Annotated in this window: 18 protein-coding genes; 5 read left to right on the top strand and 13 right to left on the bottom strand. The window is 59.6% G+C overall.

Going from position 1 to position 21,005, the window contains the following annotated elements; all coding sequences use genetic code 11:
• From ACA056_RS23710 to bla, 3 genes are all read right to left on the bottom strand, one after another.
• Entirely contained in the window at window positions 1-3,102 is a 3,102-nt protein-coding gene (locus tag ACA056_RS23710; protein ID WP_497268197.1) for a multidrug efflux RND transporter permease subunit, read from the bottom strand.
• Window positions 3,099-4,259: an efflux RND transporter periplasmic adaptor subunit gene (locus ACA056_RS23705; protein ID WP_497268195.1), complete on the bottom strand. Its 1,161-nt coding sequence runs from the start codon at window positions 4,257-4,259 to the stop codon at window positions 3,099-3,101. Before ACA056_RS23705 ends, ACA056_RS23710 begins: the two co-directional genes overlap by 4 nt.
• A 247-nt stretch (window positions 4,260-4,506) precedes the next feature.
• Window positions 4,507-5,373: a subclass B3 metallo-beta-lactamase gene (gene bla / locus ACA056_RS23700; RefSeq protein ID WP_497268193.1), complete on the bottom strand. Its 867-nt coding sequence runs from the start codon at window positions 5,371-5,373 to the stop codon at window positions 4,507-4,509.
• Between the two features lie 194 nt (window positions 5,374-5,567).
• Here bla and ACA056_RS23695 point away from each other — a divergent pair, with 194 nt between their 5' ends.
• Window positions 5,568-5,825, top strand: a complete 258-nt coding sequence (locus tag ACA056_RS23695) for a hypothetical protein (RefSeq protein WP_008147542.1) — start codon at window positions 5,568-5,570, stop codon at window positions 5,823-5,825.
• 142 nt (window positions 5,826-5,967) lie between these two features.
• The gene (locus ACA056_RS23690) at window positions 5,968-7,107 is read left to right on the top strand and encodes a transporter substrate-binding domain-containing protein (protein ID WP_497268191.1); all 1,140 of its coding nucleotides are present in this window, start codon (window positions 5,968-5,970) and stop codon (window positions 7,105-7,107) included.
• 67 nt (window positions 7,108-7,174) lie between these two features.
• On the opposite strand, the gene ACA056_RS23685 is transcribed toward ACA056_RS23690, so the two are convergent.
• From ACA056_RS23685 to norR, 5 genes are all read right to left on the bottom strand, one after another.
• Window positions 7,175-7,924 (bottom strand): YkgJ family cysteine cluster protein, encoded by a 750-nt coding sequence (locus ACA056_RS23685; RefSeq protein ID WP_497268189.1) that lies wholly within the window; start codon window positions 7,922-7,924, stop codon window positions 7,175-7,177.
• Between the two features lie 83 nt (window positions 7,925-8,007).
• Entirely contained in the window at window positions 8,008-8,334 is a 327-nt protein-coding gene (locus ACA056_RS23680) for a hypothetical protein (RefSeq protein WP_497268187.1), read from the bottom strand.
• A gap of 43 nt (window positions 8,335-8,377) precedes the next feature.
• Window positions 8,378-8,836: a GNAT family N-acetyltransferase gene (locus ACA056_RS23675; protein ID WP_497273590.1), complete on the bottom strand. Its 459-nt coding sequence runs from the start codon at window positions 8,834-8,836 to the stop codon at window positions 8,378-8,380.
• 27 nt (window positions 8,837-8,863) lie between these two features.
• Complete coding sequence (locus ACA056_RS23670; protein WP_008147551.1) at window positions 8,864-9,766, bottom strand: chemotaxis protein CheV; 903 nt, start codon at window positions 9,764-9,766, stop codon at window positions 8,864-8,866.
• 317 nt (window positions 9,767-10,083) lie between these two features.
• Window positions 10,084-11,637, bottom strand: a complete 1,554-nt coding sequence (gene norR / locus ACA056_RS23665; protein WP_497268185.1) for a nitric oxide reductase transcriptional regulator NorR — start codon at window positions 11,635-11,637, stop codon at window positions 10,084-10,086.
• A 156-nt stretch (window positions 11,638-11,793) separates the two neighbouring features.
• Between norR and hmpA the strand changes: the two genes are divergently transcribed.
• A complete protein-coding gene (gene hmpA / locus ACA056_RS23660; RefSeq protein WP_497268184.1) occupies window positions 11,794-12,975 on the top strand; it encodes an NO-inducible flavohemoprotein in 1,182 nt (393 codons plus the stop codon).
• Between the two features lie 53 nt (window positions 12,976-13,028).
• On the opposite strand, the gene ACA056_RS23655 is transcribed toward hmpA, so the two are convergent.
• The 5 genes from ACA056_RS23655 to ACA056_RS23635 form a co-directional block, all read right to left on the bottom strand.
• Window positions 13,029-13,685 carry a helix-turn-helix transcriptional regulator gene (locus tag ACA056_RS23655; RefSeq protein ID WP_497268182.1) on the bottom strand — a complete coding sequence of 219 codons (657 nt, stop codon included), beginning with the start codon at window positions 13,683-13,685 and terminating at the stop codon, window positions 13,029-13,031.
• A 92-nt stretch (window positions 13,686-13,777) separates the two neighbouring features.
• On the bottom strand, window positions 13,778-14,905 hold the full coding sequence (locus tag ACA056_RS23650) for an NAD(P)/FAD-dependent oxidoreductase (protein ID WP_497268180.1): 1,128 nt from the start codon (window positions 14,903-14,905) through the stop codon (window positions 13,778-13,780).
• A 23-nt stretch (window positions 14,906-14,928) separates the two neighbouring features.
• The gene (locus ACA056_RS23645; protein WP_497268178.1) at window positions 14,929-15,885 is read right to left on the bottom strand and encodes an ornithine cyclodeaminase family protein; all 957 of its coding nucleotides are present in this window, start codon (window positions 15,883-15,885) and stop codon (window positions 14,929-14,931) included.
• A 126-nt stretch (window positions 15,886-16,011) separates the two neighbouring features.
• Window positions 16,012-17,499: an ATP-dependent RNA helicase RhlB gene (rhlB, locus tag ACA056_RS23640; RefSeq protein WP_497268176.1), complete on the bottom strand. Its 1,488-nt coding sequence runs from the start codon at window positions 17,497-17,499 to the stop codon at window positions 16,012-16,014.
• A 98-nt stretch (window positions 17,500-17,597) separates the two neighbouring features.
• Window positions 17,598-18,254, bottom strand: a complete 657-nt coding sequence (locus ACA056_RS23635; RefSeq protein ID WP_046048230.1) for an alpha/beta hydrolase — start codon at window positions 18,252-18,254, stop codon at window positions 17,598-17,600.
• 467 nt (window positions 18,255-18,721) lie between these two features.
• Here ACA056_RS23635 and ACA056_RS23630 point away from each other — a divergent pair, with 467 nt between their 5' ends.
• Both ACA056_RS23630 and ACA056_RS23625 read left to right on the top strand, forming a co-directional pair.
• On the top strand, window positions 18,722-19,750 hold the full coding sequence (locus tag ACA056_RS23630) for an amino acid ABC transporter substrate-binding protein (RefSeq protein ID WP_309677008.1): 1,029 nt from the start codon (window positions 18,722-18,724) through the stop codon (window positions 19,748-19,750).
• 65 nt (window positions 19,751-19,815) lie between these two features.
• Window positions 19,816-20,997 (top strand): amino acid ABC transporter permease, encoded by a 1,182-nt coding sequence (locus tag ACA056_RS23625; protein ID WP_497268173.1) that lies wholly within the window; start codon window positions 19,816-19,818, stop codon window positions 20,995-20,997.
• Window positions 20,998-21,005: the final 8 nt, after the last annotated feature.

Here is a 21,005-nt window from a genome sequence, read left to right as displayed (position 1 = left end):
TCAGTCTGTGGTCGACAGCGCCGGCATCGGAGCTGGTTTGGGCTGATGGAAAAGCCGCTCAAGCCACAAGTATATGACCGGAGTGGTGAACAACGTCAGCGCCTGGCTCACCAGCAAGCCGCCGACCACCGCGATCCCCAATGGCTGGCGCAATTCGGCGCCGGTGCCGTAACCGAGCATCAATGGCAGCGCGCCGAGCAGGGCGGCGAGGGTGGTCATGATGATCGGCCGGAAGCGGGTGATACAGGCCTGGTAGATCGCCTCTTCCGGCGGCAGCCCGCCCTTGCGTTGCGCTTCGAGGGCGAAGTCGATCATCAGGATGCCGTTCTTCTTCACGATCCCGATCAGTAACACCAGCCCGATCAGCGCCATGATCGAAAAGTCCTGCCCGCAAATCCACAGCATGATCACAGCGCCGAGCCCCGCCGACGGCAGCGTCGAGATGATGGTCAGCGGATGGACGAAGTTCTCGTAAAGCACGCCGAGAATGATGTACACCGCCACCAGCGCCGCCAAGATCAACCATGGTTGGCTGGCCAGCGAACTCTGGAACGCCTGGGCCGCGCCCTGGAAGTTGCCGCTCATGGCGGCCGGCATGCCGATTTCGGCCTTGGCCTGGTTGAGCATGATCACCGCATCGCCCAGCGCTACACCGGGCGCCAGGTTGAACGACAGGTTGGCGGCGGGGAACATGCCATCATGGGCGATGGACAGCGGACCGACGGTGGGCGCATCGAATTTGGCCAGCGCCGACAGCGGCACCATTTCCCCGCTCAGGGGCGAGCGCAGGTAGAAATAGTTGAGGCTTTCAGCCTTGCCGCGCTGCTTGGTATCCAGTTCCAGAATCACGTTGTACTGGTTGATCTGAGTCTGGAATTCGTTGATCTGCCGCTGGCCGAAGGCGTCGTACAGCGCTTCATCGACATCGCTGGCGGTCAGGCCGAAACGCGCGGCGGCGCTGCGGTCGATGCTGATGTGAGTGATGCTGCCGCCCAGTTGCAGGTCGTTGGAAATGTCACGGAACGCCGGATTACTGCGCAGTTTTTCCGTGAGGCGCTGGGTCCAGGTGCTAAGGGTCGCGCCGTCGTTGCTCTTGAGCACGTATTGGTACTGGGCGCGGCTCGGGCCGGAGCTGAGGTTGATGTCCTGGCCGGCGCGCAGGTACAGCACGATGCCCGGGACTTTCATCAGTTGCGGGCGAATCCGGTCAATGAACTGGCTGGCGGAGACGTCGCGGTCGCCGCGCTTTTTCAGGGAGATCCAGAAGCGACCGTTGGCGATGGTCTGGTTGCTGCCGGAGACGCCGACCGAGTGGGAAAACGCCGCGACCGCCGGATCCGCGGCGACGATTTCGGCCATCGCCAGGTGTTTTTTCACCATGTCGCCGTAGGAAATATCGGCAGCGGCTTCGGTGGTGCCGAGGACAAAACCGGTGTCCTGCACCGGGAAGAAACCCTTGGGGATAAAGATGTAACCGGCAATCGCGAGCCCCAGCGACAGGCAGAACACACCGATCATCAATTTCTGGTGGGCGAGGGCGCGGCGCAGAAGTTTTTCATAGCCTGCCAGCAAGCGTTCGCCAAACGTAGGTTTGCTGTGGGCGTGATGCACCGGTGCACGCATGAACAGCGCGGCGAGCGTCGGCGCCAAAGTCAGTGAGACCACCACCGAAATCATGATGGTCGAGGTGGCGGTCAGGGCAAATTCCTTGAACAGCCGCCCGACCACGCCGCCCATGAACAGCAACGGAATAAACGCCGCCACCAGCGAAAAGCTGATGGAGACCACGGTGAAACCAATCTCGCCGGCACCCTTGATCGCCGCCTCGCGCATGCCGTCACCAGCCTCAAGGTGACGGTGAATGTTCTCCACGACCACAATCGCATCGTCGACCACAAACCCCACGGCCACCACGATCGCTACCAGCGTCAGGTTGTTCAGGCTGAAACCCATGATGTACATCAGGGCGAAACTGGCGATCAGCGAAACACCCAACACGGCGGACACGATCAGGGTCGCCGACCATTGGCGCAGGAACAGCGCCATCACCGCCACCACCAGCATGATCGCGATCAGCAGGGTGATTTCCACTTCATGCAACGAGGCGCGGATGGTCTGGGTGCGGTCGACCAGCACCTTGACCTGCACCGAAGCCGGCAGCATGGCTTCGAGGCCGGGTAAGGCGGCCTGAATGCGATCCACGGTTTCGACGATGTTGGCGCCCGGCTGCCGGGAAATCACCAGGTTCACCCCAGGCTTATCACCAGCCCACGCTTGCACGTAGGCATCTTCCGAACCGTTGACGACTTTGGCGACATCCTTGAGGTGAACCGGGGCACCGTCCTTGTAGGAAACGATGAGTTGGCTGTATTCCTCAGGATGGAACAACTGGTCGTTGGTCGACAGCGTCGAGATGCTCGACTCGCCGTACAACGCGCCTTTAGCCAGGTTGAGGCTGGTGCTCTGGATCGCCAGACGAATGTCCGCCAGCGTCAGGCCAATGGCCGCCAGTTTGTCAGCCGAGGCTTGAACGCGGATCGCCGGACGTTGCTGGCCGGTGATGTTAATTTGTCCTACGCCGTCGATCTGACTGATCTGACGGGCGAGCAGGGTTTCCACCAAGTCGCTGAGTTCGGTGCCGGGCATTTGGGTCGAGTTGACGCTGAGGATCAGCACCGGGCTGTCGGCCGGATTGACCTTCCTCCAGGTCGGCAAGGTCGGCATGTCTTTCGGTAGTTTGCCGGCGGCGGTGTTGATGGCTGCCTGAACTTCTTGAGCGGCGGTGTCGATGCTTTTGTCGAGGGTGAATTGCAGGGTCAGAATGGTCGAGCCAAGGGCGCTGCTCGAGGTCATCTGGGTCACGCCGGGGATGGCGCTGAATTGCACTTCAAGCGGCGTGGCCACCGACGAAGCCATGGTCTCCGGGCTGGCACCGGGCAATTGCGCGGCCACCTGAATGGTCGGAAATTCTGCTTCCGGCAACGGTGCGATGGGCAGGCGCGGGAAGGCGATGACACCGAGCAGCACCAGTGCAAAGGTCAGCAGAATCGTCGCAACCGGATGATCGATGCACCAGGCAGAGATCGAGCCATGACCCTTCATGGTTTGGGCTCCGATTGGACCACTTGCGGTGGGTCAGTCACTACGTGCACCGTCGAACCGGGCTTGAGCCGCGACTGGCCGTCGCTGACCAGCACGTCGCCCGGTTTAACGCCTTTGATGATGTCCTGGCCGCTGCCTTGATAGACCATTTGTACGGTGACGGTCTCGACCTTGTCGCCGTTGACCCGGTACACGAAATGTTGATCAAGCCCGCGTTGTACGACTGTAGGCGGCACCACCAGCGCATCTTTTTCCAGCGCTGTCTGGATTTTTACCGTCACCAGCAGGCCCGGCCAGAGTTTCTGCCTGGGGTTGTTGAATTCAGCTTTGGCGCGAATGGTCCCGGTGTTGGCGTTGATCTGGTTGTCGATCAGGGTCAAATGACCTTCACCCAGCAGATTGCCGGTTTCGCCGTCGGTATCGGCGCCGATGTAGGCCTTCACCTGAGCATCTTCCGGATCGTTGATCAGCCCCTGCAGGGTCGGCAGCATTTGCTGGGGCAGGGAGAACTCCACGGCGATCGGGTCGATCTGGGTCACCGTGAACAGGCCTTGAGCGTCGGTCATACGCAGGAAGTTGCCTTCGTCCACCGTGCGAATACCGACGCGACCGGTCACCGGGGAGTGAATCTGTGTGTAGGAGAGCTGCACTTGAGCGGCGTCGATCGAGGCCTGGTTACCTTGGGCGGTGGCTTTGAGTTGGTTGACCAACGCCTGTTGCTGGTCATAAGTCTGTTTGGAAACGCCGTCGTCCACGCTCAATAGCTTGTAGCGCTTGAGGTTGACCAGCGCGACTTGCAATTGCGCCTGGCTTTCGCCTAATTGCGCCCGTGCCTGGTCGAGGCTGGCGCGGATCGAGCGGTCATCGATGGTGGCCAACAGGTCGCCTTTGTTCACCAGTTGGCCTTCCTTGACCAGGATTTTGGTGAGGATGCCGTCGATTTGCGGACGCACTACCACGCTGTGCAGCGACAGCACCGAGCCGATGCCGCTGATGTAGCGTGGGACGTCTTTTTCGGTGACGCTGACGACCCGCACCGGGATGGCGGTCGGAGCGGCCAGTTTTGCCGTGGCGGGTTTGGTGAGGTACCACGCGCCCAGCGCTGCCAAGGCAATCAGCAGACCTGCGATCAAGGCGGTTTTTTTCTGAATTCGCATGCGAGTGAGGCGCCGGGCTAAGTGGTCGGGGTTTTGTCAGGTTTATACCTTCCTTTATAAACCTCTTAGCCCGTCAGGAAAGTGACTGCTAACTGACGGCGCTGTCAGTTTTGTCTCTGGTTTTTGTGGGCAGGCAGATTGTTCTTGATGGCGGCGAAGCGGTATGACTCTCCCACATAGGAAACAAATCAGTTCAAGCACATAGGTAACAGTTTTTAACTGGCACTGCCCGATGCCGGACATGTGATCAGTGTGCCGCGGATTCTTGCGCCAGCTGTTGATCAAACTTGCCCTCCGATGCATCCGCATAGGCGGCGCAGGTCAGCGGCGCGCGGTGGGAGGCGGCAGTATTGGAGTAGTCCCAGCCGCTGGCCTCGGCGTGTGGCGTCAGCAACAAGTCGCAGGGCAGGGTACGAATAGTCGTGAAGCTCTGTCGGAATGCCTCTATCAGCCGGGGATAGCTCGAATTGTTGGCAAGCTTGTAGCCGGGCGCGCTAAGACTGTCGACATAGGCGATACGCAGCGGTTTGCCTTCGCGCGTGTCCGTCCAGGTCCAGCTCATGCTGCCCGGCGTATGGCCAGGGGTGAAGTGCACGGTGAAGGCCATGTCGCCCAGACTGATGGACTCGCCGTCCTGTACCAAGCGGTCGGTGTGCACCGGAGCGAAGGTGAGGGCATCGCCAAAATGCAAGTCACCCGCACCGCCGCGTTGTAGCAGCACAGCAGATTCGGCGTTGCTCACCAACGTGGCACCGGTGGCCCGACGCAAAGCGGCTAGAGGGCCCGCGTGATCGGTATGGGCATGGCTGTGGAGGATGAAACGCACATCGGTCGGATCCATTCCCAAGCGTTTGATGTTGTCGAGGATCAGGTTCGCCTGTTGCGGCATCCCCCCATCGATCAGAACCGCGCCGTTTTTGGTTTTGATCAGCAGTACGGTCAGGCTGGCAGTGCCGATTTGCCAGACGTTGTCGCTGATTTGGACGGGCGCAATCGGGGTTAGCCAGGCCGGGGGGACCTCGTACGCTTTTAACTGGGCAAGGGGAGTGTTATCGGCCAAGGCAGTGAGAGGCGACAACAACAGGGTGATAGCGAGGGCGTTAACAGGGCGCATGAGAAGTCCTTTTTCAGCAGGTATCGGGGGCACCGATCGTAGCAGCGAGAAATTAGTGTTACAAATTTGGCCCCCTCCCACAAAACCCGACGGACTCGCTTACGGCTTGAAGCTTGCGGCTCCCGAGACAGGTATACTGCCGCCTTTCGCGGCTCGCTGACCGGGCCCGACTCTATGCATCACCCGGAGCTTTCATGACTTCCCCGACACAACCGCCGGTTGCCGACGCTTTGAGCGACGACCAGGCAGACCTGCCAGACAGCGTCGACTCCAGCGCAGACAGCGAAACCAAAGCCGAGATCCCGGCGTTCAAGTTCCCGTTCAAACCGGGCGACCTGGCTGCAGCAAAGAACGCCAGCCAGCCCTGGTACAAGAACGGCGCCAAGAACGGCCATACCAAGACCCCCGGCGCAGCGCCTCCTGGCACTCGTCGCTCAATGGGTAAACGCTGACTGTCAGGCGTTTTGTTGAGCGGTAATTGTTCTTCCTGTCATTGAGACAGTTCCCACAAGGATGAGCGATTCGCCCTCTGGGAAAGTCGGTGGCCACTCGTCGAAGATTCATGCCCGTGAATTTTTGATGAAGGCCGCCAAAATGTCTCTGGTAAAACCCCTCTCTCTCCTTTCGCTAGTGGTCCTGACCACTGGCTGCATGTCGTTTGCGCCCGATCCACAGATCCGTTTCGGTGTCGAAGCGCTGGTTCCGCCGTTCGAGAGCCGTAACGACAAGGGTGAGCTGGTCGGATTGAACGTCGAGTTGGGCAATGCACTGTGTGCCGAACTCAAATCCAGCTGTGTCTGGGTTGATCAGGATTACGCGACCAACATTCACGCCCTTGAAGCCAACCGTTTCGACGTGATCATGCCGATGACGGCAACATCGGCGCGTCGAGAACGGGTCGATTTCACCGATAATCTTTACCCCCTGAGCAGCCGTCTGGTGGCGCGCAAAGGGGCGAATCTTCAACCGGAGGTTCAATCACTCAAAGGCAAGCGTGTCGGCGTCCTTGCGGGCACAAGTCGCGAGGCTTTCGCCAAGGCTCGCTGGGCGGCAGCCGGGGTGACGGTGCGCAGTTTCAATTTCAACAACCAATTGGTCGCCAGCCTGCTGACGGGTGAGCTCGACGCGACCCTTCAAGACTCGATTGAAATCACCCAGGCGCTTTTAAGTCAGCCTCAGGGACAAGGTTTCGATTTTGTCGGTCCGGCGCTCAAGGACCCGATGCTGGGCAGTGGCGTGGCCATGGCTGTGCGAAAAACCGATACCCTGCTGCGCGATAACCTGAATGCGGCGCTTGAGCGTCTTAAGCAAAATGGCCAGTACCAGGCGATTACCCAGCGTTATTTGCCACCCGCAGCACCAGACTCACCACGCTACTTTCCGAATGAGGAAGGTCTGCCATTCTCCGATGCGGTACAGGTGGGCGAGACCCTTTACTTTTCCGGCATGCTCGGCCTCGGGGCTGATGGCGAACTGGTGAAGGGCGGCATCGGCCCGCAGACGACCCAGGCCATGGAGAACTTGCGTACCGCGCTGCAACGCAACGGTTCGTCCCTGGCTCATGTAGCCAAGTGCACGGTCATCCTTGCCGACATAAGGGATTTTTCCGCCATGAGTGCTGTGTATCGCAGTTTCTTTCCGGCGGATCGTTTGCCAGCACGTACGACGTTTGCCGGCAAGTTGGTCGAGAACGCGCGGGTAGAAGTGGAATGTCTGGCGGTGACGGCCAGCTAACCCCCTTGACGACTAATCACTGCGCAACGGGATTGCGCAGTGGTTCTGAAGACTGGCGCCCGGCGTCTCAGGCTGCCCGCAACGAAATAAACGCGTAGTTCACTGGCGTATCTGTCGCCACTTGCGCACCCGCCTCCTGCACTTGCCCGGCAATGTCCACGCCCGACACATGAAACAACCAGTCAGCGCCTGACTCAGCCAATGGCTGCGCCGCAACCTGATCGATAACCCTCGCAAACGCCGTCATGTCCGGCAGATAAGCAGTAAAGCCATCGCCCTTCAGTGCTGTAGTCCGAATCCCCAGTAACGCGCAAATCGCATCCTTGGTCCGAATGTCATCGCGATCCGCCTGGCGGGAGCGCTGGATCAATCCGGCCAGTTCCTGATCCACCAACTCACCACCCACAATCAGATCCGGTCCCTTTTCCCACGACTCGGGTGGACATTCCTTTACTGCGGTGTTCAGGGGAATGTGCGGATTGATTTCCATCGGGTAGATGCGGCACACCAGCGGCCGGCGTTCGTAGATGCGGCAGAGGTTGTCTTCGTCAAGATTCCGGCAAGGACCGACGTTGTAGGCGGCAAAGGTGATGGCTATGTACGCCTCGGATGCGCCGCTTCGAACCCTCACCGAACGGCGTTCGGCGTGTTCGCGTTGCTGCACTGGCAGGCCCAGGCCATTGCCCAGGAAACCTTCCACCAGCACGATCACCTGACCGCCATCGGCCGCCCACATCCGGGCTTCGGGCAGGGTCAGGGGCACGTGGTGGTCGTTGCAGCATTTGCCACAACCTACGCAGGAAAACGTCGTATTCATTGAACGGCCAGTCGCATAAAAGGACATGAAACGGCGACAGAATGCCGCCGCAAAGGCCACTGTCGAAGCAAGTTATGCGCCAGTCACTGCGCCTTGGCGGTTGGGCGGATGGAGTCCCATTCGGTGGCGTAAGCGGTTTTGCTTTTCTTGTTGTAGAGACACAGTTCGGTGCCTTGCTGGCCTTTCATGTGTTTTTGCGGGTATTGGCCTTGCAACAGAAGTGCGGTGTAGCCAACCCGGTCATCGAACTGCGCGGCGTTGCCCACGGGTTTGGCATTTTTCAAGCCGCTGGCCTTGGTGCAACTGGCGAGTACGGCTTTGTCGTACTCGGCCCAGGCGTCGGAGCTGGAGGCGTGGGCCTGGGAGGCGAGAGCGGTGAGGCAGAGGAGGGTCAGGGTTGCGGCTTTCATGTTCTGGCATCCTTGGGCGGGTATTGACCAAGGTCTGAGTATGTCAGGTCGGGACAGGTTCCCGGCGGACCACGCGCATTCCGGCGTTTTCATACAAACGCTGCGCCCGAAGGTTGTCTTCCAGTACCTTCAAATCCACAAATCCTTCGCGTCGTTGCTGAAATATCTTGAAAGCATGTAGCAGCAACACACGTCCTAATCCTTGCCTCTGAGCTCGTGGATGCACCACCAGGTTTTTGATGTAGGCACTTGTCCAGCATTGGCAAACACCCACAATACCTTCGGCATCCAGAGCGATGAAGCACAGGGTCGGATCATATTCAGGATCGGTTTCAAAACGCTGTTGCCAGACGTCGAGTGCCGGCACGCGACCGCCACCTTGCTGATAACCCTGCTCCATCAAACGATGAACGGCTTCTGCCAGTTCGGGGCGGTATTCGCTGAGGACGATTCCCTGAGGCCAAGTAATCGCAGGCACACCTTCAGCGAGGTTGCGCCGCATCAGAAAGCAGAAGTCCTTGGCCAAGACTCAATGTCCTTGTTCAGCGACAGCCTTGGCTGCTTCGATCAGGCACTTGGTCAGTTCTGGCGAGGAGAACTTGGTCAACACCGCGTTCGCGCCGGCAAGACGGGCCTTTTCGCTGTTCATCGCGCTGTCCAGAGAGGTGTGCAGCAGCACATAGAGGTGCGAGAAGTCAGGGGTTTCGCGCAGGGTTCGGGTAAATGCATAACCGTCCATCTCCGACATTTCGATGTCCGAGACGATCAGGTTGATCTGCTGGGCCGTGCCTTGCAGGTCCAGCAGGCAGTCGATGGCTTCCTTGGCACTGCGGGCGGTGTGGCATTGCAGGCCGAGGTTGCGCAAGGTGTGAACCGATTGCTGCAACGCCACCTGACTGTCATCGACCACCAGAATCCGCGCGTTGCCGAGTACTTCGGCGTCTTCCATGCTCAGTTCGGTCGGGGCCGTTTCGATCTGTGCCGGGGCGATGCCATGAATCACTTTTTCGATGTCCAGCACCTGGACCAACGTGCCGTCGACCGAGGTCACGCCAGTGATGTACGAACGCACGCCGCCAGAGCCAAAGGGCGGCGGACGGATGTCGGTGGTCAGGCAGTGGACGATCTTGCTCACCGCTTGAACGTGCAAACCCTGCTTGGAGCGGCTGACATCGGTGACGATCAGGCAACCACCGTTCGGATCTTCCAGCGGCCGTTCGCCGATGGCACGGCTGAGGTCGATCACCGACAGCGAGGCACCGCGCAGGGTGGCGATGCCTTTGACGTGGGGATGCGACTCCGGCAGTTTGGTCAGCGGTGGGCAGGGAATGATTTCACTGACTTTCAGCAGGTTGATCGCCATCAGCTTGCCGCTGCGCAAGGTAAACAGCAGAAGCGAAAGTGAATCTGCGCGGGCTTTGTTTGAAGACATAAAAACCTTCTGTGGAAAAAGGTGATGGGAGATCGCGAGGATCGCCAACAGCTATCGATGCCGGGTTATCGACCTGAACGGGGTGGGCTTTAGGGTAGTTATGGGTTGGTTGTCGGATCCACCCCTCACCCCAGCCCTCTCCCCAGGGGGGAGAGGGGGCCGATCGGGGATGATGCGGGGTTTGCTTCGACCTGAGAAACCACGGTGAATCCAATTCGGTCTCTCAGGTCGACGTAATTTCCCATTCAGCTCGGTCGGCTCCCTCTACCCTCTGGGGAGAGGGCTGGGGTGAGGGGTGGATTCAGATACCGCCACACTTAATCCTTCAACCCCAACCGCTTCGCCATTCTTCCAAGATTCGCCCGATCCAAGCCTAGCTCACGCGCCGCACTCGCCCAATTGTTATGGTGCCGTTCCAGACAGGCGTTGATCAGTCGACGCTGATAATCCTCGGTCGCCGCCCGCAAGTCTCCCGAGACCAAAGCAGCAGGGCTGACAGGGACTGGCTCGGTTGCAAGCTCAACGCTGCCATTGGGCAAATCCAGATCCGCCGCGCTCAAGCTGAGAATCTTCGGCCGCTCTTTGCAGTTACCCAACGCCTTCAAGGCGCTGCGGCCAATCAAGTGCTCCAGTTCCCGCACATTGCCCGGCCATGCATACGCCAGCAATGCAGCTTGGGCATCGCTGTTCAGACGCAGGCTGTTGAGGCCCATGCGAGAGCGGTTTTGCTCCAGAAAATAGCCGCTGAGCAGCAGCACATCCCGCCCACGATCACGCAGTGCTGGCACCAGCAACGGATAAACGCTCAGGCGGTGATAGAAGTCGGCACGGTAGCGGCCGCTGCGCACTTCCTCGGCAAGGTCGCGATTGGTCGCGGCGATCAGTCGTACGTCCACCTGATGTTCTTTATCCGACCCCAATCGCTGCAGCTGACCGCTTTGCAGAACTCGCAGCAATTTGGCCTGGACGGTCAGGGACAGCTCACCGACCTCATCGAGAAACAGCGTGCCGCCATTGGCCAGTTCAAACTTGCCGCGCCGATCGTTCATCGCGCCGGTGAAGGCGCCGCGGACATGGCCAAACAATTCGCTCTCCACCAGCGTGTCCGGCAGCGCGGCACAGTTGAGGCTGATGATCGGCTTGTCGGCCCGGGGCGATGCGGCGTGGATGGCTTGGGCGACCAGTTCCTTGCCGACCCCGGTTTCGCCAGTGATCAGCACGGTAAGATCGCTGCCGCCCACCAGATTGATTTCTTCTACCAGCCGTTTGTGGGCCTTGCTCTGGCCAATCATCTCGCGGTTCTGCTGGCCGCTGGCTTGTCGGTAAACCTCGGCACGCTGATGTTCGTCTTCGACACGATTGGCCAGGCGTTCGATGCGCTCGGCGGCGTTGACCGTGGCGGCGGCGAGGCTGGCGAAAGCTTCCAGGGCGTCCAGTTCGATCGGTTCGAAGCGCTCCGGATCGAGTGCGTCGAGGGTCAGCAAACCCCATGGACGCTCGTCGATAAACAGCGGGCAACCCATGCAGTCGTGGACTTCCAGATGCTCATCGAGGCCATCGACCAGTCCGTCGTAAGGGTCGGGCAAGTCGCTGTCGGCGGCGAAACGGGTCGGGCCATGGCTGCTGAGCAGCGCTTCGAAACGCGGGTGTTCGCTGACTTTGAAGCGTCGGCCGAGGGTGTCGGTGCTCAACCCGTCGACGGCCAGTGGCACCAGCCATTCGCCATCAAGGCGCAGCAGGGCGGCGGCATCGCAGGGGAGCAGGGCGCGCATGGATTCCAGCAGGCGCCGATAGCGCTCGCCTTCGGGGAGTTCGCGGGACAGGTCGGAGACCAGCGGCAGGAGGGCGGTCAGCAGGGATTTTGCAGTCATAGTGACTCCGTGTAGTCGGTATGACTATAAGTCAGGGCGTGTCGATATGACTATAAGTAATTTAAGCAATTGATTTATAAGGTTTTATTTTTTGGCACGAAATCTGATAAGTACAAGGCAGTCAGTTAGCAATCCAAGTAGTTCAGGAGTCGCCTTATGCTTAGCGTTCAAGACCGTGCAATCGTCAAATCCACTGTGCCCTTGCTGGAAAGTGGTGGCGAAGCGTTGATCACTCATTTCTACCGCATGATGCTGTCCGAGTACCCGGAAGTCCGCCCGCTGTTCAACCAGGCTCACCAGGCCAGCGGTGATCAGCCGCGCGCGTTGGCAAACGGTGTATTGATGTATGCGCGGCACATCGACCAGCTCGACCAGTTGGGCGACCTGGTGGCCAAGATCATCAACAAGCACGTGGCTCTGCAAATCCTCCCGGAACATTACCCGATTGTCGGCGCCTGCCTGCTGCGAGCCATCTCCGAAGTGCTGGGTGACGAGATCGCCACACCTGAAGTGATGGCCGCCTGGGGGGCTGCTTACGGTCAATTGGCCGACATTCTGATCGGCGCCGAAACCAGCATCTATGACCAAAAGGAACAGGCACCGGGCGGCTGGCGCGGGGCGCGGGAATTCATCGTGGTGGCCAAGGTCGAGGAGAGCGCGGAAATCATCTCGTTCTACTTCGAACCGGCTGACAAAGGCCCGATTCTGGCGGCAGAACCCGGCCAGTACATCGGCATGAAACTGATTCTCGATGGCGAAGAGATTCGTCGTAACTATTCGCTGTCGGCCTTGGCGAACAAGGGCCAGTACCGGATCAGTGTCAAACGTGAAACCGGTGGTCGCGCCTCCAACCATTTGCACGATCAACTGCATGTGGGCTCCAGCATCCAGCTGTTCCCGCCATCGGGCGAATTCACCCTGACCGAAAGCGACAAACCGTTGGTGCTGATCAGCGGCGGCGTCGGCATCACTCCGACTCTGGCGATGCTCGAAGCGGCGCTGGCGACCGAGCGGCCGGTGCACTTTATCCACTGCGCGCGTAACGGTAGCGTTCATGCTTTCCGCGACTGGATCGATGGCTTGGCCGAGCGTCATCCGCAACTCAAACGCTTCTATTGCTACGACGAAGATGATGGCGTGAGCCCGGCGGCGGACAAGGTTGGGTTGTTGAGCCAGGAGCAACTGGGTGAGTGGTTACCGCAGCAGCGCGATCTGGACGCGTACTTCCTCGGTCCTAAAGGCTTCATGGCGGCGGTCAAGCGTCACCTGAAAGCGTTGGGTGTGCCGGAGAAGCAAAGCCGTTACGAATTCTTCGGGCCGGCTTCGGCGCTGGAGTAACGCTAACGCCGGGTACTCTGTGGCGAGGGAGCAAGCTCCCTCGCCACAGGTTTTCAGCCCTTCAGTTCTTTCAAATGTTTGTACACAGTCGCCCGCCCCATGTTCAGCACGTTCGCCACATAGTTGGAGGCGCTTTTGCCTTTGAAGGCGCCTTCGGCGTGCAGTGCCAGCACCAGTTCGCGCTTATGGTCACGGGTTAGCAGGTTCAGGCTCAGCTGACGCTCGCGCAGCCAGGCGTGGAGGAAAGTGTTGATCCGCTCCTGCCAGTCATCGCGAAACAGCGAGTCCGGTTGCGGAATCAACTTGCTCGGCGACAGGAACAGGTCCAGTGCGGCCTTGGCATTTTCGAACAACGAAATATTCAGATTAATGCACAGCACCGCCAGCGGATGACCTTCGCTGTCGCGCAGCACGCTGCTCAGGCTGCGAATCTTCTGGCCATCCCAATTGAGCTTTTCGTACGGCCCGATGTTTCGTTCGCTGATCTCTTCGCTGAGCATGTCCTCCAGCGCCGAGTCGTCACCAATTTCCCGTTTGGACAGGTTGTTGGCGATGTAGTCGACCTTCTGTGTGCGCAGATCGTGCAGCACCACCTCGGCGTGAGGAAAGAACAACGTGGCGATGGCATCGGCGATCGCGCGGAAATTGTCCAGCGGCGAGCTCTTCAATGCAGAGTCATCACCGGCCGGTTCTTTTTCTTGGGCGTTCATAAAGTGGAGCTCCAGACAGCATCAGCGCCCCGTCAAAAAAGGGCGCTGGAAGTTTGCCGCAATCGTGTCGACACGTCACCTGCGTCCGAAAGTCAGCCCAGTCGCGAAGGGGAAAGCATCTGGGTGTTCAGACCAAAGCGAGTCAGTTGCTCGGGCAACACTTCACCGCGCACCAATGCAGCGCTGGCCTGGCCCATGGCCGGCGAGGTCTGGATGCCATAACCGCCTTGTGCCGCTACCCAGAATAGCCCCGGCACCTGCGGATCGAAACCGGACAGCAAATCACCGTCGCTCACGAAACTGCGCAAGCCGGCCCAGGTGCGGGTCGGACGGCGGATGGTCAGGGTGGTGGCTTCTTCGATCTGGTAGATGCCCATCGCGATGTCCAGCTCTTCGGGCTGCACGTCGTGCGGTTCCACCGGGTCGGCGTTGGCTGGCGAGCCGAGGAACATTCCGGCGTCGGGCTTCATGTAAAAGGATTCGTCGAGGCTGACCAGCATTGGCCAATGGTGGATGTCCACGCCCTCGGGGCCGGCGAAGATGAACGCCGCACGGCGCTTGGGTTGCAGGCCCAGTGGTTTGGCACCGGCCAGCTCGCCGATTTTGTCGGCCCAGGCGCCTGCCGCGTTGATGATGATCGGGGCGCTGAAGGTCTGACCATCGGTTTGCACGTGCCACACACCTTCGGCGTCACGGGTCAGGCTCATGACTTCGCTGTCGGTATGAACTTCACCCTTGTTGCGTCGGATACCGCGCAGGTAGCCCTGGTGCAAGGCATCGGTGTCGATGTCGCTGGCGGTCGGGTCGTAAATCGCACCATGGACTTTTTCCCGACGCAGGATCGGCAGGCGCACGCAGGCCTCGTCGGCGCTGAGCAGCTGCATCTCCGGCACCGTGGCTTTGGCGCTCAGGTATTGATTGTTCAGTTCGTCCGGATCGCCGGTGAAGTCCACGGTCATCTCGCCACGCGGGGTCAGCAGCGGGTGTTCGCAGAAACCGGCCGGCGGCGAGTCGAAGAAGTCGCGGCTGGCTTGGGTCAGCGCCCGAACCTGCGGTGTGCCGTATGCGGCGGTGAACAGTGCAGCTGAACGTCCAGTGGAGTGGTAAGCCGGATGGGATTCGCGTTCGAGCACAATTACTCGGGCGTGCTGCGACAACCAGAAACCGGTGGAAGCACCGGCAATCCCGCCGCCGATGATGATGAAATCTGCCTGGCTCATGAACGTCTCCTGTGGGGCCGGGCTCAAGCACCGTGCCGTTGCAAATGATAAAGGGCATTGGCCAGTGCGATATCTTCCAGGCCCAGGCCAATGGAGCGGAAGAACACATGACGGTCGTAGTCGGGGCGCTGGACTTTTTCGCCGAGCAGATCGGGCAGGTCGCCGATGATCGCGCCCTTGTCCCAGCCATGTTGTTCACCGGCAATCAGCATCTCGCCGGCCGAGCCTGGGGTGGTCAGACGATAGTCACAGAACACCTGCATGTCATTGAGGCTCTGCGGCGGCACTTCGTGGGCACGCGGTGCGTTGGTGCTGATGGAGGTGATCAGCGCCGGTTTGCTCAAGCTTGACGGGTCGATCACCGGGCCTGCGGACGAGGTGCAGAGCATGATCACGTCGGCGTCTTGAACCGCTGCTTCACGACTGTCGACGATGGTCAGCCGTGGATCGAGACTTTGGAGCTGTGCCAATACTTCGGGATTCTTGTCGCTCAGGCTCGGTGAATAGAGGCTGATGCTCTGCCATTCGCGCAAACCTTTGACGTAATGCAAGTGCGCCTGGGCGACCTTGCCGCTGCCGATGATCGCCAGACGTTCGGCCTTGAGCGGGGCGAGGGCGTCGACCGCTACTGCGGTTGTTGCGGCGGTGCGTGCCGTGGTCAGTTCACCGGCATCGCAGAGCAGCAACGGCTGACCGGTCTGCATCGACATCAGCAGCGTCCAGGCGGTCACCAGCGGGCCTTGTTCACGCACGATGTACGGTGAAGTCTTGACCCCGTAAACGCCGTCTTCGGCCAGAACGCCCAGGTAGTTGATGAAGTCGCCAGCGCCCTGTGGAAACTCCACCAGTTGCTGCGCCGGTTGCACAGCTTGCCCGGCGGCCAGGTCGCGGAACAGTTTGCGCAGGATCTGCGGCACGTCGACCTGCGCCAGCAACTCGCTGGCCTGAGCTTGGGTGATCACGTAAGGCGTACTGGACATGGTCGGCTCCGGGAGCTGGAAGTAAACTAATTTGTCCATTATGGACTTTTAGTTGTCTCGATCAATGTCCGGACGAAAAAAAAGCGCAGTCCGTTTCCGGCTGCGCCTCTTTTAATGCGACCCGCGTTACGGGCGCTTGCGCTCAACCGCCCGCAGCAGATGCGTCGGTGGTGTTTCGCAGCTGATCTTGCGACCCAGCAGCGCCTCGATGGACGGTAGCTGGTAGGAGTCGTCTTCACCGGCAAAACTGATGGACACGCCATCGGCGCCGGCACGACCGGTACGGCCGATGCGGTGAACGTAGTCGTCCGGGACTTCCGGCAGGGTGAAGTTGATCACGTGGCTGATGCCGTCGATGTGAATGCCGCGACCGGCCACATCGGTGGCGACCAGGACGCGGATCTTGCCTTCGCGGAAACCTTCCAGAGTCTTGATGCGCTTGTGCTGCGGTACGTCGCCGGACAGTTGCGCGGCGTTGACGCCGTCACGCACCAGGCGTTCTTCGATGCGCCGCACTTCATCCTTGCGGTTGGCGAACACCATGACCCGCTCCCAACCGTTGTCGTTGACCAGGTTGTAGAGCAGTTTGTATTTGTCGGCACCGGCGACGGCGTAGATGTGTTGCTCGACGTTTTCGCTGGCCACGTTCTGCGACTCGATCTCGACGATCGACGGGTCGGTGGTCCATTGCTTGGCCAGGTTCATCACGTCTTCAGTGAAAGTCGCGGAGAACAGCAGCGTCTGGCGCTCGTTCTTCGGCGGAGTCTGGCGAATGATCTGACGCACTTGTGGGATGAAACCCATGTCGAGCATCCGGTCGGCTTCGTCCAGGACCATGACTTCGACCATGTCCAGGTGCACGTCGCCGCGCTGGTTGAAGTCCAGCAGACGACCCGGGGTGGCCACGAGAATGTCGCAATGACGGGCTTCGAGGTGCTTGAGCTGCTTGTCGAAGTCCATGCCGCCGACGAACGTCATGACGTTGAGGCCGGTGTATTTGGTCAGGTCGGCTGCATCCTTGGCGATCTGCACCACCAGTTCCCGGGTCGGCGCGATGATCAGCGCCCGCGGTTCGCCCATGTAACGCTCTTTCGGCGGCGGGGTTTCCAGCAACTGGGTGATGATTGAAATCAGGAATGCAGCGGTTTTGCCGGTGCCAGTCTGGGCGCGACCGATGGCGTCTTTGCCTGCGAGGGTGAAGCCAAGCACTTGCGCCTGGATCGGCGTGCAATACGGGAAGCCCAGGTCCTGGATGGCGTGCATCAGTTCGGGGGCGAGTTTGAAATCGTGGAAACGGGTTTTGCCTTCCTGGGGTTCGACGGCGAAGTCTTCGAGTTTCCAGGGGATAACCGGTGCTTTTGGCTTCGGTTCGCGACGCGGTCGGGCAGCTTTTGCAGCTTCGCTGTGCGGTTCTTCAGAGGCTTGAGCCTCAACGGGTTGGACGGCCGGTGTGGTCATCGGCTCGTGCTTCGGTACCGCTACGGTTGCGGTCCGGCCAGACTGATTACCGTCGGTGCGGTGGCTGGGATGGTGAGACGGAGCGCTGGAGACTGGCGCGAGCTGCTCAGTCTCGCTTTTACCGAACATTTTCTTGAGTGCTTTGAGCACGGTCATCTCATCAATTGGTTAAGGAATATACGCCGGCCAGTGTAATGCAAGAATCGGGCGCGGCGTAGTGGGATGGATCAATGGGCTGCTTTTCACATAAACAGTTAACGCAAGCGCTCGGCGAGCCAGACACCAATGTCGCGAATCTCCTCGGGTAACACTTCGTGGCCCATTGGGTATTCCTGCCATGTCACGGTGACACCATGCTGCTTTAAATACTCGTAAGCGGTGCGGCCCATTGAGTTTTGAACGACGTCATCGTACTGGCCGTGTAAAGACAGCACGGGAATGCGCTGCTGACTGGCGGAAAGCTCCAGTTCATCGCTGAAGGTCGGTGCGTAGGTCGAGAGGGCAAGTACGCCACCCAGCGGCCCCTGCCATTTCAGAAACGCGGTGTGTAACGCCACCGCGCCCCCCTGGGAAAAACCTGCCAGGAATATCCGCGAGGCGTCTATTCCGATGGCGCGCTCCACTTCAATCAAATTCACGATCCTCTGCGCCGACTCTTCCAGCTGCTCGCGATTGATCGCGCGCGCCGGGCTCATGGCCAATATGTCGTACCAGCTTGGCATCTCGTAACCACCGTTGATGGTCACGGCGCAGGTCGGTGCCTGGGGCAGAACGAAGCGGGTGGTTAACAGGCTTTCCTGCAACGCCTCGGCCACCGGCAAGAAGTCGTAGCGATCGGCGCCGAGGCCGTGCAGCCAGATAACGCAGGCATCTGCGGGCTTGACGGGCTGAAGAATCAAGGGCTCGGTCATGGTTGCTCCAATGTTGTGCAGTCGCTCTCATTGAGTGCGAGGTCTGAGGGCGTGCCTGGTTGATCAGTTAATAAGATGTCGCAAGGCTACAAGTTTTGCTATTGACCTGTCGCGCAATCGCTTCGGCGAGCGGTCTGGTACGGGCTTTGCTATGGGGAAACGGTGCAACCCATCTCGCGCCTTGCGGTAACACTATCAGTGTACTGCTGGCGGCGGGATAGCAAAGAATCCGGTGATGGATGTTCGCCAGTGGCCGCTACGGGCTTCGCGAACGTGAAAGGGCTACAGCCCGTTCGGCCGATTGGTGAGAAGCGAGTTGTCCATGATGTGGATTTTCTCCTACTAGACTCATAGCGCAGGTCTTACGTCGGTTGACCCCAAAAAAAGCCAACACGGGTCAACAACGCCTCATAAGGGTGCGACTGGACTCAAGCTCCGACACAACAAGAGCAAAACTGGAGGTTTGAATGAAGATGTTGAAATCCACCCTGGCTATCGTGACTGCAGCCGCAGTACTCGGTGTCAGTGGGTTCGCTCAGGCGGGTGCAACCCTGGATGCAGTGCAGAAGAAAGGTTTCGTACAGTGCGGTGTCAGTGATGGCCTGCCGGGCTTCTCGGTTCCGGACTCCACTGGCAAGATCATCGGCATCGATGCTGACGTCTGCCGCGCTGTGGCCGCTGCCGTTTTCGGCGATGCGACCAAGGTCAAGTTCAGCCAGTTGAACGCCAAAGAGCGCTTCACCGCGCTGCAGTCCGGCGAAATCGACGTGCTGTCGCGTAACACCACCTGGACCAGCTCCCGCGATTCGGGCATGGGCCTGGTGTTTGCCGGCGTGACGTACTACGACGGCATCGGCTTCCTGGTGAACAACAAGCTGGGCGTGAAGAGCGCTAAAGAGCTCGACGGCGCCACCATCTGCATTCAAGCCGGTACCACGACCGAGCTGAACGTTTCCGACTACTTCCGCGGTAACGGTCTGAAATACACCCCGATCACCTTCGACACCTCCGATGAAAGCGCCAAGTCGCTGGAATCCGGTCGTTGCGACGTGCTGACCTCCGACAAATCCCAGCTCTACGCACAACGCAGCAAGCTGGCGACCCCGACCGACTACGTCGTTCTGCCGGAAACCATCTCCAAGGAGCCTCTGGGCCCGGTCGTGCGTAAAGGCGACGAAGAGTGGTTCAGCATCGTCAAGTGGACCCTGTTCGCCATGCTCAACGCTGAAGAAATGGGCATCACCCAGAAAAACGTTGAAGCTGAAGCCAAAGCCACCAAGAACCCGGACGTTGCTCGTCTGCTGGGCGCTGACGGTGAATACGGCAAAGACCTGAAAGTGAAGAAAGACTGGGTCGTGCAGATCGTCAAGCAAGTGGGTAACTACGGTGAAGTGTTCGAGAAAAACCTCGGCAAGACCACTCCACTGGCCATCGACCGCGGGCTGAACGCTCTGTGGAACAACGGCGGCATTCAATACGCACCACCAGTGCGCTGATGGTTCTATCACCCGGTGGGCCAACCACCGGGTGATGTTCTGTTCCATTATTTGCGGGGCACTTCATGCAAAATTCAATCGGCGCACCAAAGCAGAGGCTCAGCCTCAGCGATCCAAAAGTGCGTGCGTGGCTATTTCAGATCATCACCATTGTGGCGGTGGTCTCGATGGGCTGGTATCTGTTCGACAACACGCAGACCAACCTTCAACACCGGGGCATTACCTCCGGCTTCAGCTTTCTGGAGCGCAGTGCCGGTTTCGGCATCGCTCAACACCTGATCGACTACACCGAATCGGACAGCTATGCCCGGGTGTTTGTCATCGGCTTGCTCAACACCCTGTTGGTGACCTTCATCGGCGTGATCCTGGCGACGATCCTCGGGTTCATCGTCGGCGTGTCACGGCTGTCGAAGAACTGGATCATTGCCAAGCTGGCGACTGTTTATGTGGAAGTCTTCCGCAACATTCCACCGCTGCTGCAAATCCTGTTCTGGTACTTCGCGGTGTTCCTGACCATGCCGGGGCCACGCAACAGCCACAACTTCGGCGACACCTTCTTCGTCAGCAGCCGCGGCCTGAATATGCCCGCAGCGTTGGCGGCGGACGGTTTCTGGCCGTTTGTGGTCAGCGTCGTTGTAGCCATTGTCGCCATCGTGCTGATGTGCCGCTGGGCCAACAAGCGTTTTGAAGCGACGGGTGTACCGTTCCACAAATTCTGGGTCGGCCTGGCGCTGTTTCTGGTGATCCCTGCGCTGTGCGCATTGATCTTCGGCGCGCCGCTGCACTGGGAAATGCCGGAGCTCAAGGGCTTCAACTTTGTCGGTGGCTGGGTGCTGATCCCGGAACTGCTGGCGCTGACCCTGGCCCTGACGGTGTACACCGCGGCGTTCATCGCCGAGATCGTGCGTTCGGGCATCAAGTCGGTCAGCCACGGCCAGACCGAAGCGGCGCACTCGTTGGGCCTGCGCAACGGTCCGACCCTGCGCAAGGTGATCATCCCGCAAGCCCTGCGCGTGATCATTCCACCGCTGACCAGCCAATACCTGAACCTGGCGAAGAACTCCTCGCTGGCGGCCGGTATCGGTTATCCGGAAATGGTTTCGTTGTTTGCCGGTACGGTGCTGAACCAGACCGGGCAGGCGATCGAGGTGATTGCCATCACCATGAGCGTGTACCTGGCGATCAGTATCAGCATCTCCCTGCTGATGAACTGGTACAACAAGCGCATTGCGCTGATCGAGCGGTAAGGAAAAGC

The sequence above is a fragment of the Pseudomonas sp. LBUM1666 genome (assembly GCF_059695775.1).
This window is presented reverse-complemented; position numbering and strand designations above follow the sequence as displayed.